This is a genomic window from Gemmobacter megaterium (assembly GCF_900156815.1).
Classification (GTDB): Bacteria; Pseudomonadota; Alphaproteobacteria; order Rhodobacterales; family Rhodobacteraceae; genus Wagnerdoeblera; species Wagnerdoeblera megaterium.
In genome coordinates, this window is the sequence record NZ_FTOT01000009.1 from 1 (window position 1) to 21,137 (window position 21,137).

The following is a 21,137-nucleotide window of genomic DNA, read 5'->3' on the forward strand; positions in this document are numbered from 1 at the left end:
AATCTCCCTACAATGGCGCGGGGTGGAGCAGCCCGGTAGCTCGTCAGGCTCATAACCTGAAGGCCGCAGGTTCAAATCCTGCCCCCGCAACCAAATCTCTCAACAATATCAAATGCTTAGAACCCGACTCAAACAATCGGGTTTTTTGCGTTGCGAATTCTTGTCAACACCTGGTCAACGTTTTACGAGCCCCCCATCGACGGGGCGGATAATCGTCGCCGGAGCCGTCCTTCACTTCGGAAGATCCTCCCGAAACCGGTCCATCTGATGCATCCGCTCGTGCAGGATCGTCACGATGCCGACGCCCCCGTTCGACAGACGCCGCCAGTACACGAAATGCTGCTCGTGCCGGAAGTAGAAGCCCTCGACCCCGAACTCGGCCGGGATGGGCCGTGACGCGACGCCATGACCTTCGATCTGGTCGAACGCTGCGAAGAGGTCGGTGATGTATCGATCCGCCTGCTCGTCCCCCCAGCGGTCGCGGGTGTAGCGGTAGATCTCGTCAAGTCGCAGCGATGCGGCCTCCTGGACGCGGATGGCCACGTCGCTATCCCCGGTTCCGGGCGATCACCTCCGCAGCGGTCAGCGGACGATAGCTTTCCTCCGGCGCAGCGAAGGCGCGCGTCAGTTCAACTCTCAGACGATCAAACGCCTCCCGCTCCGCCCGCTCCTTGTCGCGTCGGATCAGGTCGCGGACGTATTCGCTGATGTTCTCATACGATCCGTTCTCGCCTACGTTCGACGCCACGAACTCGCTCAGCGTGCCGCTGATGCGGACTGTCATCGTCGTGGTTTGGGACATGCTGGCCTCCATCCGCTTGTCTTCAAGATAAGCAAGAATGAGCACACGAGCAAGGGTCTGAGGGATCTTAGAACCGATCCCGTTGAAAGACGCGTAAGAAACGCAAGGGACGATCCTGAGCCGGACCCCCAAGGCGCGAGGGTCAAGGATGTTCCGTTCGGGTTCGGTTCAGCAGGAGGGACAGGGCGATCTGGCAAGCCGCAAGGGCCACGATGGAACCGACAAGGACCGGTGCGGTTGCACTCCAGCACCACGCTCGGCTCCGAACAGCCGCTGATCGCCTCGTAACTGCTGGGCCAGGGGCGTGACCCGCTGGCCCCAATCAAGGATGCGGTCACGGCCGATGGGGATGTCGTCGTGCCGATCGATGTCGAGAACTTCGGCCTCTGGCTGAAGGCGGCCTTCGGTCAGCCCACGACCACCGGCACCACGCCCAAGACCCACACCTTCCAGTCCGGCAACTGGACGCTGCCGAGCATGACCTGCGGCACCAGGAGGAAGATCGGCACGGTGGTCAGCCCACGGCCGGTCTTAGCCCGTGACGCCACAGCACGGCCCTTGCTGTTCAACCGCCCCTCGGCCACGAGCAGGCTGGGCCCGCGTCGCCGGTAAATGAACCTCAGCCGCAGTCCCGTGCGGCACTCCCATTCGCCTGGGGGAATGCGGCCGCCGCGGGTGGATTTGCCTGCGACCGGGGTGGGGATGGCCCGCCAGAACCCGATGCGCGACCGGATCAGTGGTCCGGTGTCATGCGCGCCGACGATCACCGGGGCGTTCGACCAGACCAGCGCCGCGGCGTTCAGGCTCTCGCCGCCCTTGGGATAAATGGCAAGCCGGATCGAGTTGCCAAGCCGGGTGCCAAGCCCCGCGCCAAGCCCCGCGCCGGTGATCTGGCCTCGCCAGGCGGATTTGAGGCCCGCGCCCGCCTCGCGCATGGCGGCGGTGACAGCCTTTTCACCGGCTGCGATTTCCGCCTGCATCAGGGCGGCGAGGTCGGGGCTGATCTCGAGCTTCAGTTTCATCGGGTCACGCCGGGCGCAGGTCGAGTGTCCAGATCAGCCGTTCCCGGTCGCGCAGGGGTTCCCCCTGGATGACATGGCTGTCGGCGCCGATGACGATCACATCGCCCTGCCGAGGGGCGGGGAGGTCGGCCACGCGCACGTCCACCACCGTCGTGTCGCTGACGAAGCGCCCCGCGCAGAAGTCGGTGACGCGGTCGGGCGCGCGGCGGATGATGCGAATCGGGCGCTCCTCGGAGGTGGTGGCCGAGATCCAGAGGGCCGAGGCCGCCATGTCAGCGTGGGTGAAGATGCGGTCCATGGCGGCGGCAAAGACGGACATGGGTGCGTCCGTCAGTTCGACGTGTGCAGGCGGATCGCCAGCCGCAGCCGCTTGTTCACCGGCAGGATCGAGGCCTCGGTCATCACGTCGATCCAGCGGCCCTTCTCGTCGAGATGCTGTCGGGTATACAGAAGCACCGCCGGGGCGGTCTGCGCGCCATCGCTGCCGCCGCTGGTGGCCAGCTTGTACTCGCCGCTGGCGGTGATGCGGCCAAGGACGGAGCCCACGGGGTAGGGCGTGCCCGCGAGGAGCGTCACCACCTCGCGGGTGTAGTTCGGGTTGACCTCATATTTGAGGACATCGCCCATGCTGGGCGGTTCCGTCAGGACGGGCATGGTTCAGACTCCAGGATGTTGGGGGTGGGGGCGCCCGATCCGGGCGGTGCGCGTCAGCGCGAGGCGGCGGCCGATTTCTTGGCGGCCGCGACGATGGGGCTTTCCTTCGCCCCGGGTGCCGGAGCGGTGGCGATGATGCCTGCAGCATCGCTTCGCGCGGCAAGATCGGCCAGGACCTTGGCGCGCAGGGCCTCGGGTTTCACACCCTTGGCGACGGCATCGGCGGTATCGATCCGAATTCCGAGCCGGGCGGCCTGCGCGCAGACCTGAGCGACCTCGGCCGCCTCGGCGCGGATGGCTTCGGGCGACATCGCGGCCGCCGCCGTCTGCGGCGGCGCGACTGCCGCGGGCGCGGCCGGTTCCGGCGGGGGGCTGGCAAAAGGCGCGGTCGGCGGCTGTGTATGGTCTTCGGGGGCAGTGGTCATCATCGGGCCCTTTCCTCTGGGGGTGGATGTGCCGCGGGGTGCGGCGGCGAAAGCGCGGAAGGCGGTGACCGGATCGGCCACCTCATCGGCGAGACCGGCGAAGACCGCCGCCTCGCCGCGGAACACGGCGGCTTCGGTGTCCAGCGCCCGAAGGGTGTCGAGGCGGCGGCCACGACCTTCGGCGACGGTTTCGGCGAAGAGCTGGCGCAGGTCTTCCAACTCGCCCGCGATCCGCGTGCGGACCGCCTCGGGGAGCGGCTGATAGGGGTTCGCATCGACCTTGTGCGCCCCGGCATGGATCAGCGTGACGGCGATGCCCTTCTGGTCCAGCGCCCCGCTCATGTCGCTGTGCATGGCGACGACACCGATGCTGCCGACAGCGCCGGTGCGGGGCAGGATGATCCGGTCGGCCTGAGAGGCCAGTGCATAGGCCGCCGAGAGGGCGTGATCGGCGACGAAGGCATGAACTGGCTTCTGCGCACGCGCGGCGCGGAGGCGATCCGCCAGATCGAAGGCTCCTGCCACCTCACCACCGAAGCTGTCGATGTCGAGCGCAATGCCGCGGATCCCCGCCTATAAAGATCTGTCAGGCTTCGACTTCGCAACCAGCGAGATCAACGAGGCCACTGTCAGGACCCTACATCGCTGTGAGTTCATGGACGGGGCACAGAACGTGGTTCTGATCGGCGGCCCTAGCACCGGCAAAACCCACGTTGCAACGGCCATCGGTGTTCAAGCCATCGAACATCACCGCCGCAAGGTCCGCGTCTACTCGACCATCGAATTGGTCAACGCCCTTGAACAGGAAAAGGCAAAGGGCAAGGCCGGACAGATCGCCGAAGGCCTGACCAAGCTCGATCTCGTGATCCTGGACGAGTTGGGCTATCTGCCGTTCAGCGCCTCAGGCGGGGCATTGCTGTTCCACCTCTTGAGCAAGCTCTACGAGCGCACCAGCGTCGTCATCACAACCAACCTCAGCTTCAGCGAATGGGCCACGGTGTTCGGTGACGCCAAGATGACCACCGCCTTGCTCGACCGTCTCACCCACCGCTGCCACATCCTTGAAACAGGCAACGACAGCTTCCGCATCAAGGCCAGTCAGCAGCAGCCAAAACCAAAAGGGAGACCTCGCATGTCTTGACCCAAGCATAACCCGCAGAACATAACCTTCAGGCGGGTCAATTCTCGATGAAAAACCCGGGTCACTTCTGGGTGGAAATCAACACACCGGGCTCCGGTCGTGGCTGGAGGAAACACCAGTGGGAGGTCACCTGACCCAAGCCCCGCGGTTGTCTCCGGCGACCGGGCATTCGGTGCTTTACTCCGGGTCTGGCACGGGTCACAGTGGGCGCACATGACCCTTGATGCGACCCAGCCGATGACCTCTGATGCAGCCTTGGATCTTCGCCGGTTTCTCGGCTCCGACCGCTTCGGCTGTGTGATGGCCGACCCGCCTTGGCGGTTTGCCAACCGTACCGGCAAGGTGGCGCCGGAACATCGCCGGTTGTCGCGCTATCCGACGATGACATTGGACGATATCTGCGCCTTGCCGGTTGCCGATCATCTGGAGGACCGCGCGCATTGCTATCTGTGGGTGCCCAATGCCTTGCTGCCCGACGGGCTGCGGGTGCTGGCCGCCTGGGGGTTCGAGTACAAGTCGAACCTGATCTGGCACAAGGAACGCAAGGACGGCGGGTCCGACGGGCGCGGCGTCGGGTTCTATTTCCGCAACGTGACCGAGATCATCCTGTTCGGAACGCGCGGTAAGAATGTCCGCACGCTCGATGCCGGGCGGCGGCAGGTGAACTTCCTGTCCACCCGCAAGCGCGAGCATTCCCGCAAGCCCGATGAACAGTACGAACTGATCGAAAGCTGCTCTTGGGGGCCGTATCTGGAACTGTTCGGGCGTGGCGTGCGGCCCGGCTGGACGGTCTGGGGCAATCAGGCCGATGCCGATTACAAGCCGACGTGGAAAACCTACGGCTACAATTCGGGGCTGGCGGCGGAATAGGGCATCTGCGGTCCGCCGGGCGTCGGACGGGGATATTCTTGTCAGCGCGCAACGACCGCAGGATCAGCCGAACAGGTCCGGTTCAGGCGCTTGGCGTGGCGTATCATCCGACAGGGTGCCTTCTGGCAGGCCGATCAGCAAGAGCGGGCAGGGGTTGCCCACGCCGCGCCTGACCCGATCCTCGAGCTTGGCCCAATGGGTGCTGGCGGCACCGAACTTGTCGGCCACGAACTTGCGCGCAAAAGCCTCGGCAAAGCCGGTGCCACGCGCGACCTGGGCCGCAACGGCCCGTCGCTGGGCATTGGTCCGTTCCGAGATCCCCAGCCGGTCCAGATCATCCTCCGAGGCAAGGCCCTGCACCTCCATCCAGCCTCGGATACGGGGCAGCATCGCCTCTTGCAGGCTGCGGCCGCGGGTGACGATGATCCCCAGGCTGATGGCGGACAAGGCGTGCAGGCGCTTGAAATTCTCCAGATCGCGGTCGAAGAAGGGATCCTTGTTGTTCCACTCGATCTCCAGCGCCAGCCCGCCATGAGGGGCAAAGCGCACATGATCGACCTCGTGGCTGATAGAGGCGCGTTCATTCCCGTCGACGATGGTCTGCACGCTGAACTTGTGCTTGTGCCACCCCGCATCGCTCAGGGCATGGCGCAGACGGCGGGTCTGGCCGCTTTCGCCCCCTCCCCCGCCGATCACCTCGGCAATGCCTACCCGGAATGTGCGAAGGGCGGCCACAAGGCCGCCCAACTGATCGGGGAAATCATGGCTGAGGATCGCCTCGGCATGGTTCAGCGCCAGAACGTCGAACCCAGCCGCGCGCAACCCCGCCAGCATCAGGCGTCTTTCGGCAGCACGCGCAGGCGCAGCTCGCGCAGTTGGTCGTTCGTCGGCTCGCTGGGCGCGTTCATCAGCAGATCCTCGGCGCGCTGGTTCATCGGGAACAGGATGACCTGCCGGATGTTCGCCTCATCGGCCAACAGCATGACGATACGGTCGATGCCCGCCGCACAGCCGCCGTGGGGAGGCGCGCCATAGCGGAATGCCTTGACCATGCCGCCGAAACGCTTTTCCACCTCGTCCTTGCCATAGCCCGCCAGTTCGAAGGCCTTGAACATGATTTCGGGGGTATGGTTGCGGATGCCACCGGAAATCAGCTCGTAGCCGTTGCAGGCCAGGTCGTATTGATAGGCGTAAACCTCCAACGGGTCGCCGTTCAGCGCCTCAAGGCCCCCCTGCGGCATCGAGAAAGGATTGTGGCTGAAGTCGATCTTGCCGGTTTCCGCGTCCTTTTCGTACATCGGGAAATCGACGATCCAGGCAAAGCGGAAGGTGTCCGTTTCGGTCAGGCCCAGTTCGCGGCCGATTTCGTTGCGGGCCCGGCCGGCGACCGCCTCGAAGGTTTCCGGCTTGCCACCGAGGAAGAACGCGGCATCGCCCACGCCAAGGCCCAGTTGCTGGCGGATCGCCTCGGTGCGTTCGGGGCCGATGTTCTTGGCCAAGGGGCCGCTGGCCTCGTGTTCGCCAAAATAAGCATCAATCAAGAACTTGGCGCGAACAATGTCGCCCTCAATCAGAGTCTCTTGAATTTCGTTCGCAGCGTTCTTCTTTTCATCGTCCCATTCACTTTGGATCGCGATTGTAATAGGGCCATCGTGCTGCCCAGCGCGTCTGAGTGCGTAGAGACGGTTAATCTCACGTTCGGCGTCCGCCTCGGCTTTTGGACGCCAAAAGATATACCCCATCCCCGGCAGGCCCTGCTGTTGGGCAAAGGCGTTCATCCGGTCGCAGAACTTGCGGCTGCCGCCCTTGGGTGCCGGAATCGCGCGGATCTCGGTGCCCTCCTGCTCCAGCAGCTTGGCAAAGATCGCAAAGCCCGATCCACGGAAATGATCCGACACGATCTGCATCTTGATCGGGTTGCGCAGGTCGGGCTTGTCCGAGCCATACCACAGCAGCGAGTCACGATAGGCGATGCGCGGCCAGTCGGTGCTGACGGTGCGGCCCCGCCCGAATTCTTCGAACAGGCCCTGGATCACCGGCTGGACGGTGGCGAACACATCCTCTTGGGTGACGAAGGACATCTCCAGATCCAACTGGTAGAAATCGGTGGGCGAGCGGTCGGCGCGCGGATCCTCGTCGCGGAAACACGGCGCGATCTGGAAATAGCGGTCAAAGCCCGAGACCATCAGCAACTGCTTGAACTGCTGCGGAGCCTGCGGCAGTGCATAGAATTTGCCCGGATGCAAACGCGACGGCACCAGAAAGTCGCGCGCCCCTTCGGGTGACGAGGCGGTGATGATCGGCGTCTGGAATTCGTTGAAGCCCGCCTCCCACATCCGGTTGCGGATCGACCGGATGACGTTCGAGCGCAGCATCATGTTGGAATGCAGCGTCTCGCGCCGCAGGTCGAGGAAACGGTAGGTCAGCCGGGTTTCCTCGGGGTATTCCGGCTCTCCGAACACTGGCAGCGGCAGGTCATCGGTCGGGCCCAGCACCTCTACGTCCGTGCAATAGACCTCGATCTCGCCGGTTGGCAGCTTGGGGTTGACCAGCGCGGCATCCCGCGCCTTTACCCGGCCGTCAATGCGGATGCAGCTTTCCGCCCGTAGCTTTTCCAGCGCAGGCAGCGCCGGGCTGTCGGCATCGGCCAGCACCTGGGTGATGCCGTAGTGGTCGCGCAGGTCGATGAACAGCACGCCCCCGTGGTCGCGTACCCGGTGCACCCAGCCCGACAGGCGCACATCCTGCCCGACATTCGCGCTGTTCAATCCGGCACAGGTATGGCTGCGATAGGCGTGCATGGGCTTCCCTTTCCGCGGGGCTTTCGTGACCGCGCCGTGAAAGCGCGGGCAGCGGGCGAAGTCAAGGGCGGGCGGGCCCCCATCCTTCGCTCTGATCCAAATATCCCCGCCGGAGGCACCGGCCTGCCATCCCGCACACGGCCCGAGGGTCAGACCAGAACCTCGCTGGCCACCTGATCGCCGACGCCGAACACCCGCTTGTAGCGCGCGATTTCGTCCGCCGGCCCCATTGCCTTGCTGGGATTGTCCGAGAGTTTCACCGTGGGGCGCCCGTCGGCAGAGACCGCCTTGCAGACCAGACTGAACGGGGCCAGCGCGTCGTTTGGCACCAGACCGCGGAAATCGTTGGTCAGATTGGTTCCCCACCCGAACGACACTTTCACCCGCCCCAGGAACTGGTGGTACAATTCCTCGATCTTTTCCACATCCAGCCCGTCGGAAAAGATCACCAGTTTGCGGCGCGGATCCTCGCCGCGCTCTTGCCACCAGCGGATGGCGGCCTCTGCCGCCTGACCGGGATCGCCGGAATCGATGCGGATGCCGGTCCAGCTTGCCAGCCAGTCGGGCGCGCGTTTCAGAAAGCCCTCGGTGCCGTAGGTGTCGGGCAGGATGATGCGCAGATTGCCGTCATGTTCCTCGTGCCAGTCGGCAAGCACGCGATAGGGCGCCTCGGCCAGTTCGGCATCGTCCTGCGCCAATGCGGCATAGACCATGGGCAGCTCATGGGCGTTGGTCCCGATGGCCTCGATGTCACGGCGCATGGCGATCTTGCAGTTCGATGTGCCGGTGAACTTGTCGCCCAGCCCTTCCTGCATCGCCTGAACGCACCAGTCCTGCCACAGAAAGCCATGGCGTCGCCGGGTGCCGAAATCGGCAATCTTCAATCGTTCCAACTGGCGCAGGCGCTGGATTTTTTCCCACAGCCGCGTGGTGGCACGGGCATACAGCACCTGAAGCTCGAACTTGCCCATGCCTTTCAGAACGGCCCGGCTGCGCAGCTCCATCAGAACGGCCAGCGCGGGGATCTCCCATAGCATGACTTCGGGCCACTGGCCTTCAAAGGTCAACTCGTACTGCCCATCCCGCTTTTCCAGGTGGTAGGCGGGCAGGCGCAGCCCTTCGAACCATTCCATGAAATCGGGGCGGAACATCTGGCGCTTGCCATAGAACATGTTGCCGCGCAGCCAAGTGCTTTCGCCGCGGCTCAGCGACAGGCTGCGCACGTGATCCAGTTGTTCCCGCAGCTCGCCCTCGTCGATCAGATCGGCCAGCCGGACAGATTTCGTGCGGTTGATCAGGCTGAAGGCCACCGAGGTTTCGGGCTTGTTGCGATAAATCGACTGGCACATCAGCAACTTGTAAAAGTCGGTGTCGATCAGCGACCGGACGATCGGGTCAATCTTCCAGTTATGGTTGTGAACGCGGGCGGCAATGTCCATTCAATCCTCCAGCGCTACACCGGCGGCGCGCATGGCGCGCAGGCTATTGGCAAGCGATCCATCCAGGTCGATGGCCCGGCAGGCGGCCAGATCCACCGTCACGCCAAACCCCAGCCGCGCGGCATCCAGCGCCGAGAAGGCCACACAGAAATCTGTCGCCAGTCCGACAAGGGTGATCGCGGTGATCCCCCGATTGCGCAGGTAGCCCTCCAGCCCGGTGGGTGTGGCGCGGTCGTTCTCGAAAAACGCCGAATAGCTGTCGATCCCGCTGCGAAACCCCTTGCGGATCACCAGTTGCGCCGGATCAGTGCGCAGATCGGGGTGAAATGCCGCGCCATGGCTGCCTTGCACGCAATGGGCGGGCCACAATGTCTGGGCCCCGTAGGACAGCTCTACCGTGTCGAACGGCGCTTTCCCCGGATGGTTCGCGGCAAAGCTGGCATGGCTGGACGGATGCCAATCCTGCGTCAGGATCACGGTAGAGAATGCGTCCATCAAGGCGTTGACGCGCGGGACAACCGTATCGCCTTCGGCGACTGCCAGTGCGCCGCCGGGGCAGAAGTCGTTCTGGATGTCGATCACGATCAGGGCGTCTGTGGCCGGGCGCATATGGATCCTCCCCTGATGGCCGTCACATGCCTGTTGCGTAAGGGGCGCTGCGGGGCGCGTCAATCGCCTGCGGCACTTGCGGGCCTTGCGTTTTCGCAGCACTGGGGGCAGGAGAGCGGCATGATCATCGTGGCCGCCCTCTATCATTTCACCCGGTTTGCCGACCCCGCAGCGTTGCGCGGGCCGTTGCTGGACCTTGCCCGCGCGCAAGGCGTGCGCGGCTCGCTTCTGCTGGCGGGCGAGGGGATCAACGGCACCATCGCAGGCAGCCGGGCCGGAATTGATGCGATGCTTGCGCATATCCGTGCCCTGCCGGGATGCGCGGATCTGGAGTGGAAGGAAAGCCCTGCGACCGATATGCCCTTTGGCCGCATGAAGGTGCGTCTCAAGCGCGAGATCGTGACCATGGGCCAACCCGATGTCGATCCGCGTGCCCGTGTCGGGCATTATGTCGAAGCCAGGGACTGGAACGCCCTGATCAGTGCGCCGGATGTGGCCGTGATCGACACCCGCAACGCGTATGAGGTGGCGATCGGCACATTCGAGGGGGCAGTGGATCCCGGCACGCGCAGTTTCGGCGAATTTCCCGCCTGGTGGGCTGAAAATGCCGACCGCTTTCACAACAAGCGCATCGCCATGTTCTGCACCGGCGGCATTCGCTGCGAGAAATCGACCAACTGGCTGCTGGCGCAGGGCGTGCAAGAGGTGTTCCACCTCAAGGGTGGCATCCTGAAATACCTCGAAGACGTGCCTGCCGATGACAGCCTGTGGCAGGGTGAATGCTTTGTGTTCGATCAGCGGGTGTCGGTCGGACATGGGCTGCGGCAGGGCGACAACGCCATGTGCCACGCCTGCCGCCGCCCCGTGACCCCCGAGGACCGGGCACATCCTGATTACGAGGAAGGCGTCAGTTGCGCGGCCTGTATCCATGACTACGACGACGCCCGCCGCGCGCGGTTTCGCGAGCGGATGCGGCAGGTGCGGCTGGCACAGGCGCGTGGCACGGTTCACATGGGCGATGGGGCGATCTCGGGCGCGTAGCCGTTGCCTTGCAGGGTGCGGCCTGCACCTGTTCGGGCGATTGGCCGGGCCGCATCAATGCGCCAGCGTTACCTTGACCCGCGACGCCTGGCCGTTGGCATCAATGACCGAAAGTGTCAGGGGCCCAAGACCCGGCAGCGACAGGTGGCTTTCGCGCGCAGATGTGCCGATGTCGAGCGGTTGTCCATTCGCCATCCAGGTGAATGGTGGTGTGCCGCCGCGTACCCGCGCCAGCAACGGCGCCCCGTCCAGCGCCACCTCTGCCCCGTCTGGCGGAAAGGCAATTTCGGGCAAGGCGCCCTGTGCCACGATGCTGCCACGCGGGCGGAACCGTTGCAGCGGCAGCGGCAGTCTGGCGTTCTCGACCTGCAATGTCGCAGCGGGCGGGGGGGGCAGGGGGGACGGGCGCGGGCTGGTGCGGGCAAGCGCCGCAAACAGGATCGGGGCGGCCAGATCGCCGCCAAAGGCGCCGGGGACCGGCGTGCCATCCGCGCGGCCCATCCAGACACCTGCGACATGCCGCCCGTCCCATCCCACCGCCCAGGCATCCCGGTGGCCATAGCTTGTGCCGGTTTTCCAGGCGATGCGGCCCGAAGGTGTTCCGTCGGGCGGTTGCAGCCCGGCCAGAATGTCGCCAATCTGCCAGGCCGCGACCTGCGATATCAGCCGCTCGCCTTCGCTGCCGCCCTCTGGTACGGCTGAAAGCGGTCGGGCGACGCCGCCACGTGCAAGCGCGGCGTAAAGCCCGGTCAGATGCTCCAGCGACACGCCGACGCCGCCAAGCGAGACGGCAAGCCCTGCGGGCCCGCCCCCCGGCAGCACCGCATCAACCCCTGCGCGCCGCAATCCCTGCATCAGACGTTCGGGGCCAATGGCCTCGGTCAGTGTGACGACGGGAATGTTCAGCGACAGTTGCAGCGCCGCGCGGACGCGGACGGTGCCACGGAACTGGCGGTCGAAGTTCTGCGGCTGATAGCGGCCAAAGGCTATGGGACGGTCCTCGATAAGGGTTTCCGGATGGGCAAGCCCCTGATCGAAGGCCAGCGCATAGACCAGCGGCTTGAGTGTGGAACCCGGCGAGCGCAGGGCTTGCGTCATGTCCACAAACCCTTGCCGCGTGTCATTCTCGTAGGCCGCCGATCCGACGGAGGCCAGGATCTCGCCAGAGCGGTGATCCGCCACCACCAGCGCGACCTGCAAGCGTGCGCCATGGTGGCGCACCGCATCGGCGGCCAGGGCTTCCAGCCGGGCCTGTAGATCGGCATCGACGGTGGTCGCATGACGGGGCTGCTCGGGGGCGCCGCGGCGAATGCGGTCGGTCAGATGGGGGGCAAGGCGGGGAAAGTCCTGGCGGCTGCGGGGCAGGGCTTCGGTGCGGGCCGTGGTGGCGGTGTCCATGTCGATCAGACTGGCGGCCAAGGCACGCGCCAGCACCCGCGCGCGGCCTTGCGCGGCCGCAGATTGGCTGCGGTCGGGCCGCCGCGCCTCGGGCGACTGGGGCAGGGCGACCAGCAGCGCGGCCTGCGCCGGGGTCAGGCGGGTTGGTTCGCGCCCGAACCACGACAGGCTGGCGGCGCGCACCCCTTCCAGATTGCCGCCATAGGGGGCCAGCAACAGATACAGATCGAGGATCTGCCCCTTGGTCAGCCGCCGCTCCAGCGCCAGCGCCACGCGGATCTGGCGCAGCTTGCCCGACAGCCTGCCCGTGCCGCTTTCCTCCAGCAACCGGGCGACCTGCATCGTCAGCGTGGATCCGCCCGAGACCACGCGCCCATGCCAGACCGCCTGCGCCACAGCCCGCACCATGGCGCGCAGATCCACGCCGGGATGGGTCGCAAAGCGCCGGTCCTCATAGGCCACCAGCATCGACAGGAACAACGGATCCACCCGGCTGGCATCGGTTGCCAGCCGCCATCGGCCATCGGCCACCGTCCAGGCGCGCAGCAGACGGCCGTCGCGGGCCACCACCTCGGCCCCGGTGGGAATGGTCAGCGGGGGCAAGTCGGTTGCCGCTACCCAACCATCCACCCCGTCGCGCGCAACGGCGGCCAGCCACAGGCCCGCCGCCAGCGCAAAGGCGCCCCGCGCGATCATTGCGTGACCGTCACCTCGCCGCTGGCTGTCCGGGCGCGGAAGGTGGGGCGGTACATATCCTCGACCGTCGCCGCCGGATGGTGGAAAGTGCCGGGGCTGACGGCCCGGACGATATAGGCCAGCCGGAACGGCCGATCATCGCGCCGGTCGATGGCGGTCAGGAAACGGTCCTGCCGGAATTCCGAATGCGCCACGTCGCCTTCGGTCTCCAGCCAGTCCAGCGCACCGATCTGGCCGCCGCGCAGCAGGTTCGGGTTGTCGATCTCGAACCCGGCGGGCAGCGGATCGGCCACCATCAACCGCGCCTCGCCGGACCCGAGTGGCGTGACCTCCAGCACCGTGACAAGGCGGGTGCCGGAGGTGACGCTTGCGGGGTCCGCTTCGGCGCCATCGAGCGTATAGTAACTGCGCGCGATGACATAGCCGTTGCCGCCTTCGCCCTCGGCGCCTTCGGGTTGTCCAAAGGCGGCGATGGTCAGTGTCGTCGGGGCGGCGCCGGTGTTGGTGATGGTCATGGGCGCCAATCCGTCAAACCGGCGCACCAGCGGCCCGGATACCGTCGCGCCATCCACGACCAGCCCTTCGGCCCCGGTTCCCCCGACCATGCCGTGCGCGGCCAGCAGGATCCATGCCTGTTCCTGGGTGGACAGTGCGCGCTCCCCGACCGATGCGGCAATGCGGGCGGCAAAGTCCTCGCGGTTGATGGCGGTGCTGCCCGCGTCCAGCGCCAGCGCCAGAACCCCCGCTGCATCGCGCAGGTTGGACCCGAAGTCGGCGCGCCAGACCTGTTCGGCCTCTTGCCCCTTGCGGTTCATTGATTGATCGGCTGCCCGGCGGAACAGCGCGTCGGCGCGCGGCTGATCCCCGTAATAGGCCAGCGCACTCGCCAGTTGGGCCACGGCCAGCGGGGTGGCAAGATCGCCTGCCTTCACATCGGCATAGTACCGCAGATCGCCAATGGCCGCCGCCCCTTCGCGGGCAAGCACCATCAGCGCATAGGCCAGATCCTCGCCGCCATTCTCGAAGTCGCCGGCATAGTTCACGCGATTGCGCAGGTTATCCAGCGCAGACCGGAAGGCACGATCCGGCACCTCGAACCCCTGGCTCCGGGCGCGCGAGAGAAAATCGGTCACATAGGCATCCAGCCACATGTCCCCGCCCGAGACTGCGGACCACAGGCCAAAACCGCCTTCGGTGGTCTGGTTCAGCAAGACTTCGGAAATTGCCTGGACGATCCGTTCGCGGGCCGTCGCGGCGCCGGGCAGGTCCATCGCCTGTGCCACCTGGTCGAAATAGATCAGCGGCAATGCGCGCGAGGTGATCTGTTCGGTGCAGCCATAGGGATAGGCGTCCAGCGCGCTCAGCAGGCCGGGGGCATCGAACCGCGCCAGACTGCCTGCGCTGACCATGGCGCGTGCAGTGCCGGGGCGGAATTCGGCCAGGACCGCGCTGTCCAGCGTGACCGACTGGCCCGGCGCCAGATCCAGCCGGCTGATGCGCTGGGTTTCGGGATCATTGGCCTGTACCGGCAGGGCAAGCGGCTTCATCAGCACCTTGCCATCGGGCGTGGTCAGACGCACCTCGACGGATGCGAGCCCTTCCTCTTGTGCGCTGACGGGGATCTGCACCACCGCCTTGCCGCCCGGTTCCAGATCGACGCCCGAAGGGACCGTGCCCAGAGCGGCGCCTTGCGCGGTGACGTCCAGTCCCATGCGGCCCGCAGGTCCGGTCGCATGAACGATTTCCAGCAGCAGGCGGCTGGTATCGCCGGGTTGCAGAAAGCGCGGCAGGCTGGCAGTCACCACCACCGGATCGCGCACCAGCACATCGGCCTGTGCCTGCCCGACACCGCTGTCGGACCAGACCACCGCCATCACCCGCACTGTGCCATTGAACGATGGCAGGTCAAAGCGGACATGGGCCAGCCCATCGGCGCCCACCTCGACCGGGCCTTGGAAATAGGCGACCAGATCCTCTGTCGGGGGCGGGGCCAGCAGCCGGGGCATGGCCGCATCGCCACCCGAGCGGACCATGCCTTCGGCGCCGTTCAGCCCGTCGATCAGCCGCCCGTACAGGTCGCGGATGCCCACGCCCAGCTTGCGTTGGCCAAAATAATGGCCCTCGGGGTCGGGCGCCTTGTACGCCGTCAGGTTCAGGATCCCCACATCAACGGCGGCAAGCGTGGCCCAGGCGGTTTCGCCCGGCTGCACGCCCTCGATACGCAGTGCAACCTCCAGCGGGCCGCGCGGCGCCGCTTCGGCGGGGGTGTCCAGACGGGCCGTCAGCTTGCGGTCGCCCGGAGCCATGGCTGCATGGGCCAGCCCCATGGCGCGCGTAGGCAGGCGGCCCGCCGCTGCATCCATCGGCCGAAGGATCGACACCGTGACATAGACCCCCGCGCCCCAGTCGTCGGTGACGGGCAGATCAATGGTATTCTCGCCCTCGGTCACCTCTACCGCCCTGAGCGCCACGACCCGGTTTGACAGTACCGAGATCAGCGCCGTGCCCGCAGCCCGCGGCACAAGACGCAGTTTCGCGGTTTCGCCGGGGGCATAGGCGGGCTTGTCCAGCGACAGGTCCAGCGTGTCGGGGCTGCGCGTGGTGTCGGCGGGCGCGTACCAGCCCGCAAAGAACCGGACAGAGCTTGCCACGCGGCCATCGGCGGCAGCGACCGTCAGTTCATATTCGCCCCATTCCACGGTGGCACTGATCGCGCTGGGCGCGGTGCCAAGCGTTGCGGTACCCTCCGCCACGCGCGCGCGGGTGGTCATCGGCTCCCAGTTCCAGTTGCCATACATCTGATACCACTGATACCGCGTCTCGATCCGGTCCAGCCGCCATGTGGCGGGCATCTGCCCGTCCCCCACCGCGATCAGGTCGAACCGCGCCTCGGTGCGTTCGGGGACCACGCCGTCAAACCCCGGCTTGATGCCGATCAGCGGGGCCGATGGTGCCACCGGGCGGGTCAGCGACCGTTCGACCGGCCGCCCCGACCCTTCGGCCAGGCGCACCTGCACCACCGCCTCCAGTGGACGACCGGGGTTTTGCAGATCGGGGATCGTGGCGGCCAGCGTTCCGGTGCCATCCTCGCCAGTGGTCAGGCCATCGGCAAAGACAAAGCGTTCCGGGCGGAACGGCGCGTCGGCCATGCCAAAGCGGTAGCCGGGAAAACCGTCCAGCCCCTTGGCCTCTCGCAGGATCACTTCGCCTTCGCCGGTCAGCCCGGCGCCGGGGGCACCGAACAGATAGCGCGCCGCAATCGTCAATTCGCCAGTGCTGCCAAGGCTCAGCGGCCCCTGCGGCAGGCTCAGGTCAAAGTCGATGCGCTCCGGCAGGAAATCCTCGACCACAAAGCTGGCGGTGGCCAGTGGCGGCGCATCGGGATCGGCAAGCACATCCAGCTTCCACGACCCGCGCGGGGCATTGGCGGCGATAGGCATGGCAAAGGCGAAGCCGCCCTGTACATCCGCGATCCGTTGGCGGGAATGTTCCACACCATCGGGGCGGCGCAGGCGGGCGGTCAGTGGCAGCCCCGGCAGAGCGCGGCCATTGCCGTCGCGGGCCAGCGCGGTGACATGCAGCATCTCGCCAGCGCGGTAAGCGCCCCGGTCGGTGGCCAGGAACAGGTCGATGGGCGGGCTGGGTTCGCGCCCGGCCACGCCCCTGTCCGACAGATCGAACTCCGGATCGGTCAGCGACAGAAAGGCCATGTCGGCCTCGCCTTCGGCCACTGTAACCAGCGCAGGTTGCGCCGTTCCGGTGCCGCGTGTCAGCGCCGCGTCAAACCGCGCCACGCCCTGATCATCCGTGGTGGCGGTGCCCAGAACCCGGTTCGAGCGCGCGATCAGTTGGACATCGACCCCCGCTTTGGCAGAGGCATCCGCCAGCCCGCGCACGACCACGGTCAGCCCATCGACGCCCGACAAGGTGGTGACGCCCAGATCAGATACGACGAACCATTGCCAGGCGGGGGCATTGTCATAGTCCTCGGCGCCCGGCACCCTGGCTTTCAGCGCATAGATGCCCGCTGACTGGCCCTGCAACGCCTCGGACAGCGGCAGGCGGGTGGTCATGTCGCGGTTGATCTCGACCGGCACCTCGGCGCTGCCCTGCCAGATCCGCTCGCCGACAGAGCCCGAGAACCGCTCGGCGTCCCAGGCGTCCATGGGGCGCGACATCCAGTCGGCCTGCATGGCGCGGATCAGGCTGCGGTCGGAAATGCGGTACAGTTCCAGCTCCAGCCGGGGGGTGTTGACGGACTGTACGGGCAGGGCCGGAGCCCCGGTGCGCGGCAGCACGAAGCCGGTGCCGGGAAAGCGGACTTGTGGCGCACGGTCGCGGACATAGGCCGTGATCGCCACCGATTTTGCCAGCGTCTGCCCATCGGCGGCGGGCAGACCTTCGCGGAAAGTCACTGTGACGCGCTGGCCATGTTGCATCCCGGCGACGCACAACTGGCGCCAGCCGCCGGGTTCCACCGTCATCCCGGCCTGAGGCAACTGGACAAAGGGCGTGTAATCCAGACCCTTTTCCACCAGATCCTCGGTAAAGGTGGCGCACAGGCGCGGGCTGGCCAGATCGGCCTGAACCTCATGTTCTTCAATCCGCAGGCCATAGAGGCCGGTCGCACGGTCCAGCGCGGCAGCGGTATCGTCGCGGAACTGGATCTGCTGGGCCATGCGCAGGGCGCCTACGGCGTTGCGGCCCATGCCGCCGGCCTCCAGTGCCTCGGCCAGAACGGTCAGGATGGTATGACGTTGCGCCGGCGAGCCTGAACGCAGATAGGCATTGGTCGCAGCAAGCGCGGCGGTTTCGCGCAATGGCCGCGCCCGGTTGCTGTCGGCGTTGGCGGCGGCAAGTGACAGACGGGCGTATTCTTCCCAATCCGATGCCATGTCGGTGATGTTGGCAACCGAGCCCCACAACCGCATGGCACGGGACGGGTTGCCGGACGATCCGGCCTCGACCGCCGCTTGCCGCAGATCCTGCGGATCGAATGCACCAGCCACGTGGGCGCGGCCCATCTCGGCGGCTTGCTGGGTGGCGCGGCTGACCATCCAGCGCGGCAGGAACGCCAGATCCGGGTTGCGTGTTCTGGCCTGGGCCTCGGCCTCCGGGGCTGTGGTCATCATCTGGCCGGAAAACGCCTGGGCATAAGGTGTGGCAGATCCGGGATCCGACTTGGGAAAACACGATCCGTTGCGGGCGTTGTAGGTAAAGGCGGTACAGCGCCGATCCGTCAGGCAGGCGCGCTCGCAAGCTTCCAGCGTGGTATCCAGGATTGTTCGCAGATCGCCGCCGGGCAGATCGAATCCTTCGGCCAGCACGCTGCGTCGCTCTGGCAGCAGGGTCTGGGCGGGCGCAGCCCCAGCGACAGAAACCAGCGCCAGAACGGCGAACGACAGGGCGCGAATGAACATTTCAATCTCCTACGGAACGCGCGCGAATGCTGCCAGCAAGGCCACCGCAAAGCAAGGACGGGGGTGTCAGCTTAACGTCGTGTTCACCCCAGGGGGGCATTCTGCGCATGGCACGGACGGGTGGGCCGGAACGGATCGGGGCATGGACATAGCGGAACGGCTGGCTCAGGAACGGCGCGCGCGGCTGGCGGCGGAACGGCTGCTGGAACAGAAAAGCCGCGAACTGCACGCTGCAAACGAAAAACTGGCCCTGCACGCCCGCGCGCTGACAGAGCAGGTCATGGAACAGCGCCATGCCGCCGCCTCTGCCCGCAGTCAGGCAGAGGTGTTGCGCGGCCAGAACTCGCGTTTTCTGACAGACCTGGATCGGGCGCATACTGCGGCTGTCATGGCCGAACGGCGGCTGTGGGATTCCATCGACACCATCCGCGACGGGTTCGCCGTCTTTGATTCGCATCACCGGCTTGTGATGGCCAACAAGGCGTATCTGCAACCCTTCGCCGGGTATCCGGCGGTGCGGCCCGGCATCACCTATACGGATCTCGTCGCGCTGTGTGCGACGGCCGGCGTGATGCTGATCGGGGACGAATCGCCGGATGCCTGGGTCGCCCGCATGTGCTCCCGGTGGGAGGCCGACCCGATTCCGGCCGAGGATATCCAGTTTCGCAATGGCACCTGGGCCCGCCTGATTGATCGCCGTGCCCGCGATGGCGACATGGTGACGCTGGCAATCGACATCACCGAACAAAAGCGCGTCGTTGCCGGGATCGAGGCATTGCAGGACGGATTTGTTCTGTTCGACAACCAGAACCGGGTTGTCATGTGCAACCAGCGGTTCCGCACCCGCTATCCCGGTGCCGAGGAGGCGACGCGACCCGGCGCGACAGTCGAGGATCTGGTGCGTCACGGCCTGGCACAGGGTGTCTATGCCGATGCCGTCGGGCGCGAGGATGCATGGCTGGCCGAACGTCTGGTGCGGCACCAGCTACCCGAGATCGACACGGAGCAGCATTTCGCAGATGGTCGTTCCCTGCGCGTCCTGGAACGCCGCACCCCTGACGGTGGTCGTGTCGGCCTGCGCATCGACATCACGGAGCAGAAACGGCGAGAAGCCGAACTGGAAGCCGCACGCGAGGCGGCCGAGGTGGCAAATCGCACCAAATCCGCCTTTCTGGCCAATATGAGCCACGAAATCCGCACGCCGATGAACGGGGTCGTCGGCATGGCGGAACTGCTGTGCGATACCACCCTGACCGAAGACCAGCGCCTGTTTGCAGAGACCATCAAGAGTTCGGGCGAGGCGCTTCTCGTTATCATCAACGACATACTGGATTATTCCAAGATCGAGGCGGAACGACTCACGCTCTATCCCGAACCCTTCGATCTGGAGCGTGTGATCCACGAAGTTGCCATGCTGCTTCAGCCCAAGGCACGGCCCAAGGGTATCGACATCCTGATCGACTATGACATGTTCCTGCCGACCCGGTTTGTCGGCGATCCAGGGCGCCTGCGGCAGGTTCTGACCAATCTGACAGGCAATGCCGTCAAGTTCACCGAGCGTGGCCATGTGCTGATCCGCGTGGTGGGGGTCGAGGTGGCGGACGGACGGCAGCAGCTGCATGTCGCGGTCGAGGATACCGGCATCGGCATCGCGCCCGAGCACCTTGATCACGTCTTCGGCGAATTCAATCAGGTCGAGGATGCCGCCAACCGCAAATTCGAGGGGACGGGGCTGGGCCTCGCGATTACGCGGCGGCTGATCGAGCGTATGGGGGGCGCGGTCTGGGTGGAATCCGAAATGGGCAAGGGGTCTTGCTTTGGCTTCCGGCTGGCCTTGCCGGTGGCCGAAGGGGCGCCGCCGGTGCCGGGTGTCCCCATTACCCTGCACCGTGCGCTGGTGGTCGACGATCAGTTCATCAACCGCACGATCCTGCAACGGCAACTGGAAACAGCGGGTGTGGAAACCGTGATCTGCCGGTCCGGCGCCGAGGCGCTGGATGCACTTGCGCGCGATCCGGGTATCGACGTGGTGCTGACCGATCACGACATGCCGGAGATGGATGGGCTGGCGCTGGCCGAGCAGATCCGGGCGGCCGGTCACAGGGCGCCTATCGTGCTGCTGTCCTCCAACCCCTCTGCCGCGCGCAGCGGGGCCGGGGCGAACCATCTGGCCGCAACTCTCCAAAAGCCGATCCTGCGATCCGATCTGTTCCGGCGCCTGCAATCCTTGTCCGCACCGGCCGAAACCAGGCCGGCCAAGGCCGAGACGGTCGATCCGGTCCGGCAGATCCGGGTTCTGGCGGCCGAGGACAACCGGACCAACCAACTGGTGTTCGGCAAGATGGTGCGGGATCTCGACATCGAACTGGAATTCGCCGCGAACGGTCACGAGGCGGTGGCACTGTGGCGGAGTTTCAGGCCCGATCTGATCTTCATGGATATTTCAATGCCAGAGATGGATGGCAAAGAGGCAACGCGCGCCATTCGCGCGGCCGAGGCAGAGACGGGTGGGCATGTGCCGATCATCGCCTTGACCGCTCATGCGATGGACGGGGACGAGGCAGAGATCCTCGCGTCCGGGATCGACCGCTACATGACCAAGCCCCTGCGAAAGAACGCCATCGTGCAGGTGATCATCGAAGCGGCCAAGGCCCGGTCAGCCGACGTCGCCACCGATGGCTGAACGCGGGCCTTTGGGGGATGAGTCGCGCAGGTAGCTGCGCGCGCCGCGCCGCTGCCTTCGGGCCATGGCGCCACCGGAACGCGCGACGTCAAAGCCCGAGGCGCTCCGGCAGGCCATCTGGTTTGGCCCCCCGTCC

Annotated in this window: 15 protein-coding genes, 1 tRNA gene and 2 pseudogenes; 6 read left to right on the top strand and 12 right to left on the bottom strand. The window is 66.0% G+C overall.

The window, feature by feature from the left end:
- Window positions 1-16 precede the first annotated feature (16 nt).
- Window positions 17-93: transfer RNA gene (locus tag BW970_RS16780), tRNA-Met, on the top strand.
- A 138-nt stretch (window positions 94-231) separates the two neighbouring features.
- On the opposite strand, the gene BW970_RS16785 is transcribed toward BW970_RS16780, so the two are convergent.
- Window positions 232-543 (bottom strand): type II toxin-antitoxin system RelE/ParE family toxin, encoded by a 312-nt coding sequence (locus BW970_RS16785; RefSeq protein WP_076533629.1) that lies wholly within the window; start codon window positions 541-543, stop codon window positions 232-234.
- A 4-nt stretch (window positions 544-547) separates the two neighbouring features.
- Window positions 548-802: a ribbon-helix-helix domain-containing protein gene (locus BW970_RS16790; protein WP_076533753.1), complete on the bottom strand. Its 255-nt coding sequence runs from the start codon at window positions 800-802 to the stop codon at window positions 548-550.
- Between the two features lie 243 nt (window positions 803-1,045).
- On the opposite strand from BW970_RS16790, the pseudogene BW970_RS21140 reads away from it, so the two are divergent.
- Window positions 1,046-1,294 (top strand): annotated as a pseudogene (locus BW970_RS21140) (phage tail tube protein); the annotation flags it as partial.
- On the opposite strand, the gene BW970_RS16800 reads toward BW970_RS21140, so the two are convergent.
- From BW970_RS16800 to BW970_RS16815, 4 genes are read right to left on the bottom strand one after another with little or no spacing between them, the layout of a single operon-like run.
- On the bottom strand, window positions 1,210-1,824 hold the full coding sequence (locus BW970_RS16800; RefSeq protein ID WP_076533631.1) for a DUF6441 family protein: 615 nt from the start codon (window positions 1,822-1,824) through the stop codon (window positions 1,210-1,212). The pseudogene BW970_RS21140 and the gene BW970_RS16800 overlap by 85 nt on opposite strands.
- Window positions 1,825-1,828: 4 nt before the next feature.
- The gene (locus BW970_RS16805; RefSeq protein WP_076533633.1) at window positions 1,829-2,143 is read right to left on the bottom strand and encodes a head-tail joining protein; all 315 of its coding nucleotides are present in this window, start codon (window positions 2,141-2,143) and stop codon (window positions 1,829-1,831) included.
- A gap of 11 nt (window positions 2,144-2,154) precedes the next feature.
- Window positions 2,155-2,478, bottom strand: a complete 324-nt coding sequence (locus BW970_RS16810) for a head decoration protein (protein ID WP_083701343.1) — start codon at window positions 2,476-2,478, stop codon at window positions 2,155-2,157.
- Between the two features lie 53 nt (window positions 2,479-2,531).
- Window positions 2,532-3,428, bottom strand: coding sequence for a S49 family peptidase (locus tag BW970_RS16815; RefSeq protein WP_229740546.1), 897 nt, complete (start codon window positions 3,426-3,428; stop codon window positions 2,532-2,534).
- A 37-nt stretch (window positions 3,429-3,465) separates the two neighbouring features.
- Between BW970_RS16815 and istB the strand changes: the two are divergent.
- Together istB and BW970_RS16825 are read left to right on the top strand one after the other, a co-directional pair.
- A pseudogene (gene istB, locus BW970_RS16820) lies at window positions 3,466-4,044 on the top strand (IS21-like element helper ATPase IstB); the annotation flags it as partial.
- A 237-nt stretch (window positions 4,045-4,281) separates the two neighbouring features.
- Window positions 4,282-4,914 (top strand): MT-A70 family methyltransferase, encoded by a 633-nt coding sequence (locus tag BW970_RS16825; RefSeq protein WP_076533755.1) that lies wholly within the window; start codon window positions 4,282-4,284, stop codon window positions 4,912-4,914.
- A 63-nt stretch (window positions 4,915-4,977) separates the two neighbouring features.
- Here the strand turns inward: BW970_RS16825 and BW970_RS16830 are convergent, their stop codons facing one another.
- The 4 genes from BW970_RS16830 to pncA all read right to left on the bottom strand — a co-directional run bounded on the left by BW970_RS16830 (window position 4,978) and on the right by pncA (window position 9,763).
- The gene (locus tag BW970_RS16830) at window positions 4,978-5,748 is read right to left on the bottom strand and encodes a BglII/BstYI family type II restriction endonuclease (RefSeq protein ID WP_076533635.1); all 771 of its coding nucleotides are present in this window, start codon (window positions 5,746-5,748) and stop codon (window positions 4,978-4,980) included.
- Window positions 5,748-7,715, bottom strand: a complete 1,968-nt coding sequence (gene aspS, locus BW970_RS16835) for an aspartate--tRNA ligase (protein ID WP_076533637.1) — start codon at window positions 7,713-7,715, stop codon at window positions 5,748-5,750. Before aspS ends, BW970_RS16830 begins: the two co-directional genes overlap by 1 nt.
- Before the next feature lie 149 nt (window positions 7,716-7,864).
- Window positions 7,865-9,154 (bottom strand): nicotinate phosphoribosyltransferase, encoded by a 1,290-nt coding sequence (gene pncB, locus BW970_RS16840; RefSeq protein ID WP_076533639.1) that lies wholly within the window; start codon window positions 9,152-9,154, stop codon window positions 7,865-7,867.
- Complete coding sequence (gene pncA, locus BW970_RS16845; RefSeq protein WP_076533642.1) at window positions 9,155-9,763, bottom strand: bifunctional nicotinamidase/pyrazinamidase; 609 nt, start codon at window positions 9,761-9,763, stop codon at window positions 9,155-9,157.
- A gap of 120 nt (window positions 9,764-9,883) precedes the next feature.
- Between pncA and trhO the strand changes: the two genes are divergently transcribed.
- Window positions 9,884-10,804 carry an oxygen-dependent tRNA uridine(34) hydroxylase TrhO gene (gene trhO, locus BW970_RS16850; RefSeq protein ID WP_076533644.1) on the top strand — a complete coding sequence of 307 codons (921 nt, stop codon included), beginning with the start codon at window positions 9,884-9,886 and terminating at the stop codon, window positions 10,802-10,804.
- A 54-nt stretch (window positions 10,805-10,858) separates the two neighbouring features.
- Here trhO and pbpC read toward each other — a convergent pair whose 3' ends face one another.
- Window positions 10,859-12,898 (bottom strand): penicillin-binding protein 1C, encoded by a 2,040-nt coding sequence (gene pbpC, locus BW970_RS16855; protein ID WP_076533646.1) that lies wholly within the window; start codon window positions 12,896-12,898, stop codon window positions 10,859-10,861.
- The gene (locus BW970_RS16860) at window positions 12,895-18,318 is read right to left on the bottom strand and encodes an alpha-2-macroglobulin family protein (RefSeq protein WP_076533648.1); all 5,424 of its coding nucleotides are present in this window, start codon (window positions 18,316-18,318) and stop codon (window positions 12,895-12,897) included. The genes pbpC and BW970_RS16860 overlap by 4 nt, the downstream gene beginning before the upstream one ends.
- A 142-nt stretch (window positions 18,319-18,460) precedes the next feature.
- Between BW970_RS16860 and BW970_RS16865 the strand changes: the two genes are divergently transcribed.
- Window positions 18,461-21,001, top strand: a complete 2,541-nt coding sequence (locus BW970_RS16865) for a hybrid sensor histidine kinase/response regulator (protein WP_076533650.1) — start codon at window positions 18,461-18,463, stop codon at window positions 20,999-21,001.
- Window positions 21,002-21,137 lie beyond the last annotated feature (136 nt).

Coding starts and splice junctions, on each gene's coding strand:
- aspS (WP_076533637.1), bottom strand. CDS start 7,715: ATGCACGCCTATCGCAGCCATACCTGTGCCGGATTGAACAGCGCGAAT.
- pncA (WP_076533642.1), bottom strand. CDS start 9,763: ATGCGCCCGGCCACAGACGCCCTGATCGTGATCGACATCCAGAACGAC.
- BW970_RS16825 (WP_076533755.1), top strand. CDS start 4,282: ATGACCTCTGATGCAGCCTTGGATCTTCGCCGGTTTCTCGGCTCCGAC.
- BW970_RS16810 (WP_083701343.1), bottom strand. CDS start 2,478: ATGCCCGTCCTGACGGAACCGCCCAGCATGGGCGATGTCCTCAAATAT.
- BW970_RS16865 (WP_076533650.1), top strand. CDS start 18,461: ATGGACATAGCGGAACGGCTGGCTCAGGAACGGCGCGCGCGGCTGGCG.
- BW970_RS16860 (WP_076533648.1), bottom strand. CDS start 18,318: ATGTTCATTCGCGCCCTGTCGTTCGCCGTTCTGGCGCTGGTTTCTGTC.
- BW970_RS16800 (WP_076533631.1), bottom strand. CDS start 1,824: ATGAAACTGAAGCTCGAGATCAGCCCCGACCTCGCCGCCCTGATGCAG.
- BW970_RS16805 (WP_076533633.1), bottom strand. CDS start 2,143: ATGTCCGTCTTTGCCGCCGCCATGGACCGCATCTTCACCCACGCTGAC.
- trhO (WP_076533644.1), top strand. CDS start 9,884: ATGATCATCGTGGCCGCCCTCTATCATTTCACCCGGTTTGCCGACCCC.
- BW970_RS16790 (WP_076533753.1), bottom strand. CDS start 802: ATGTCCCAAACCACGACGATGACAGTCCGCATCAGCGGCACGCTGAGC.
- BW970_RS16830 (WP_076533635.1), bottom strand. CDS start 5,748: ATGCTGGCGGGGTTGCGCGCGGCTGGGTTCGACGTTCTGGCGCTGAAC.
- pncB (WP_076533639.1), bottom strand. CDS start 9,154: ATGGACATTGCCGCCCGCGTTCACAACCATAACTGGAAGATTGACCCG.
- pbpC (WP_076533646.1), bottom strand. CDS start 12,898: ATGATCGCGCGGGGCGCCTTTGCGCTGGCGGCGGGCCTGTGGCTGGCC.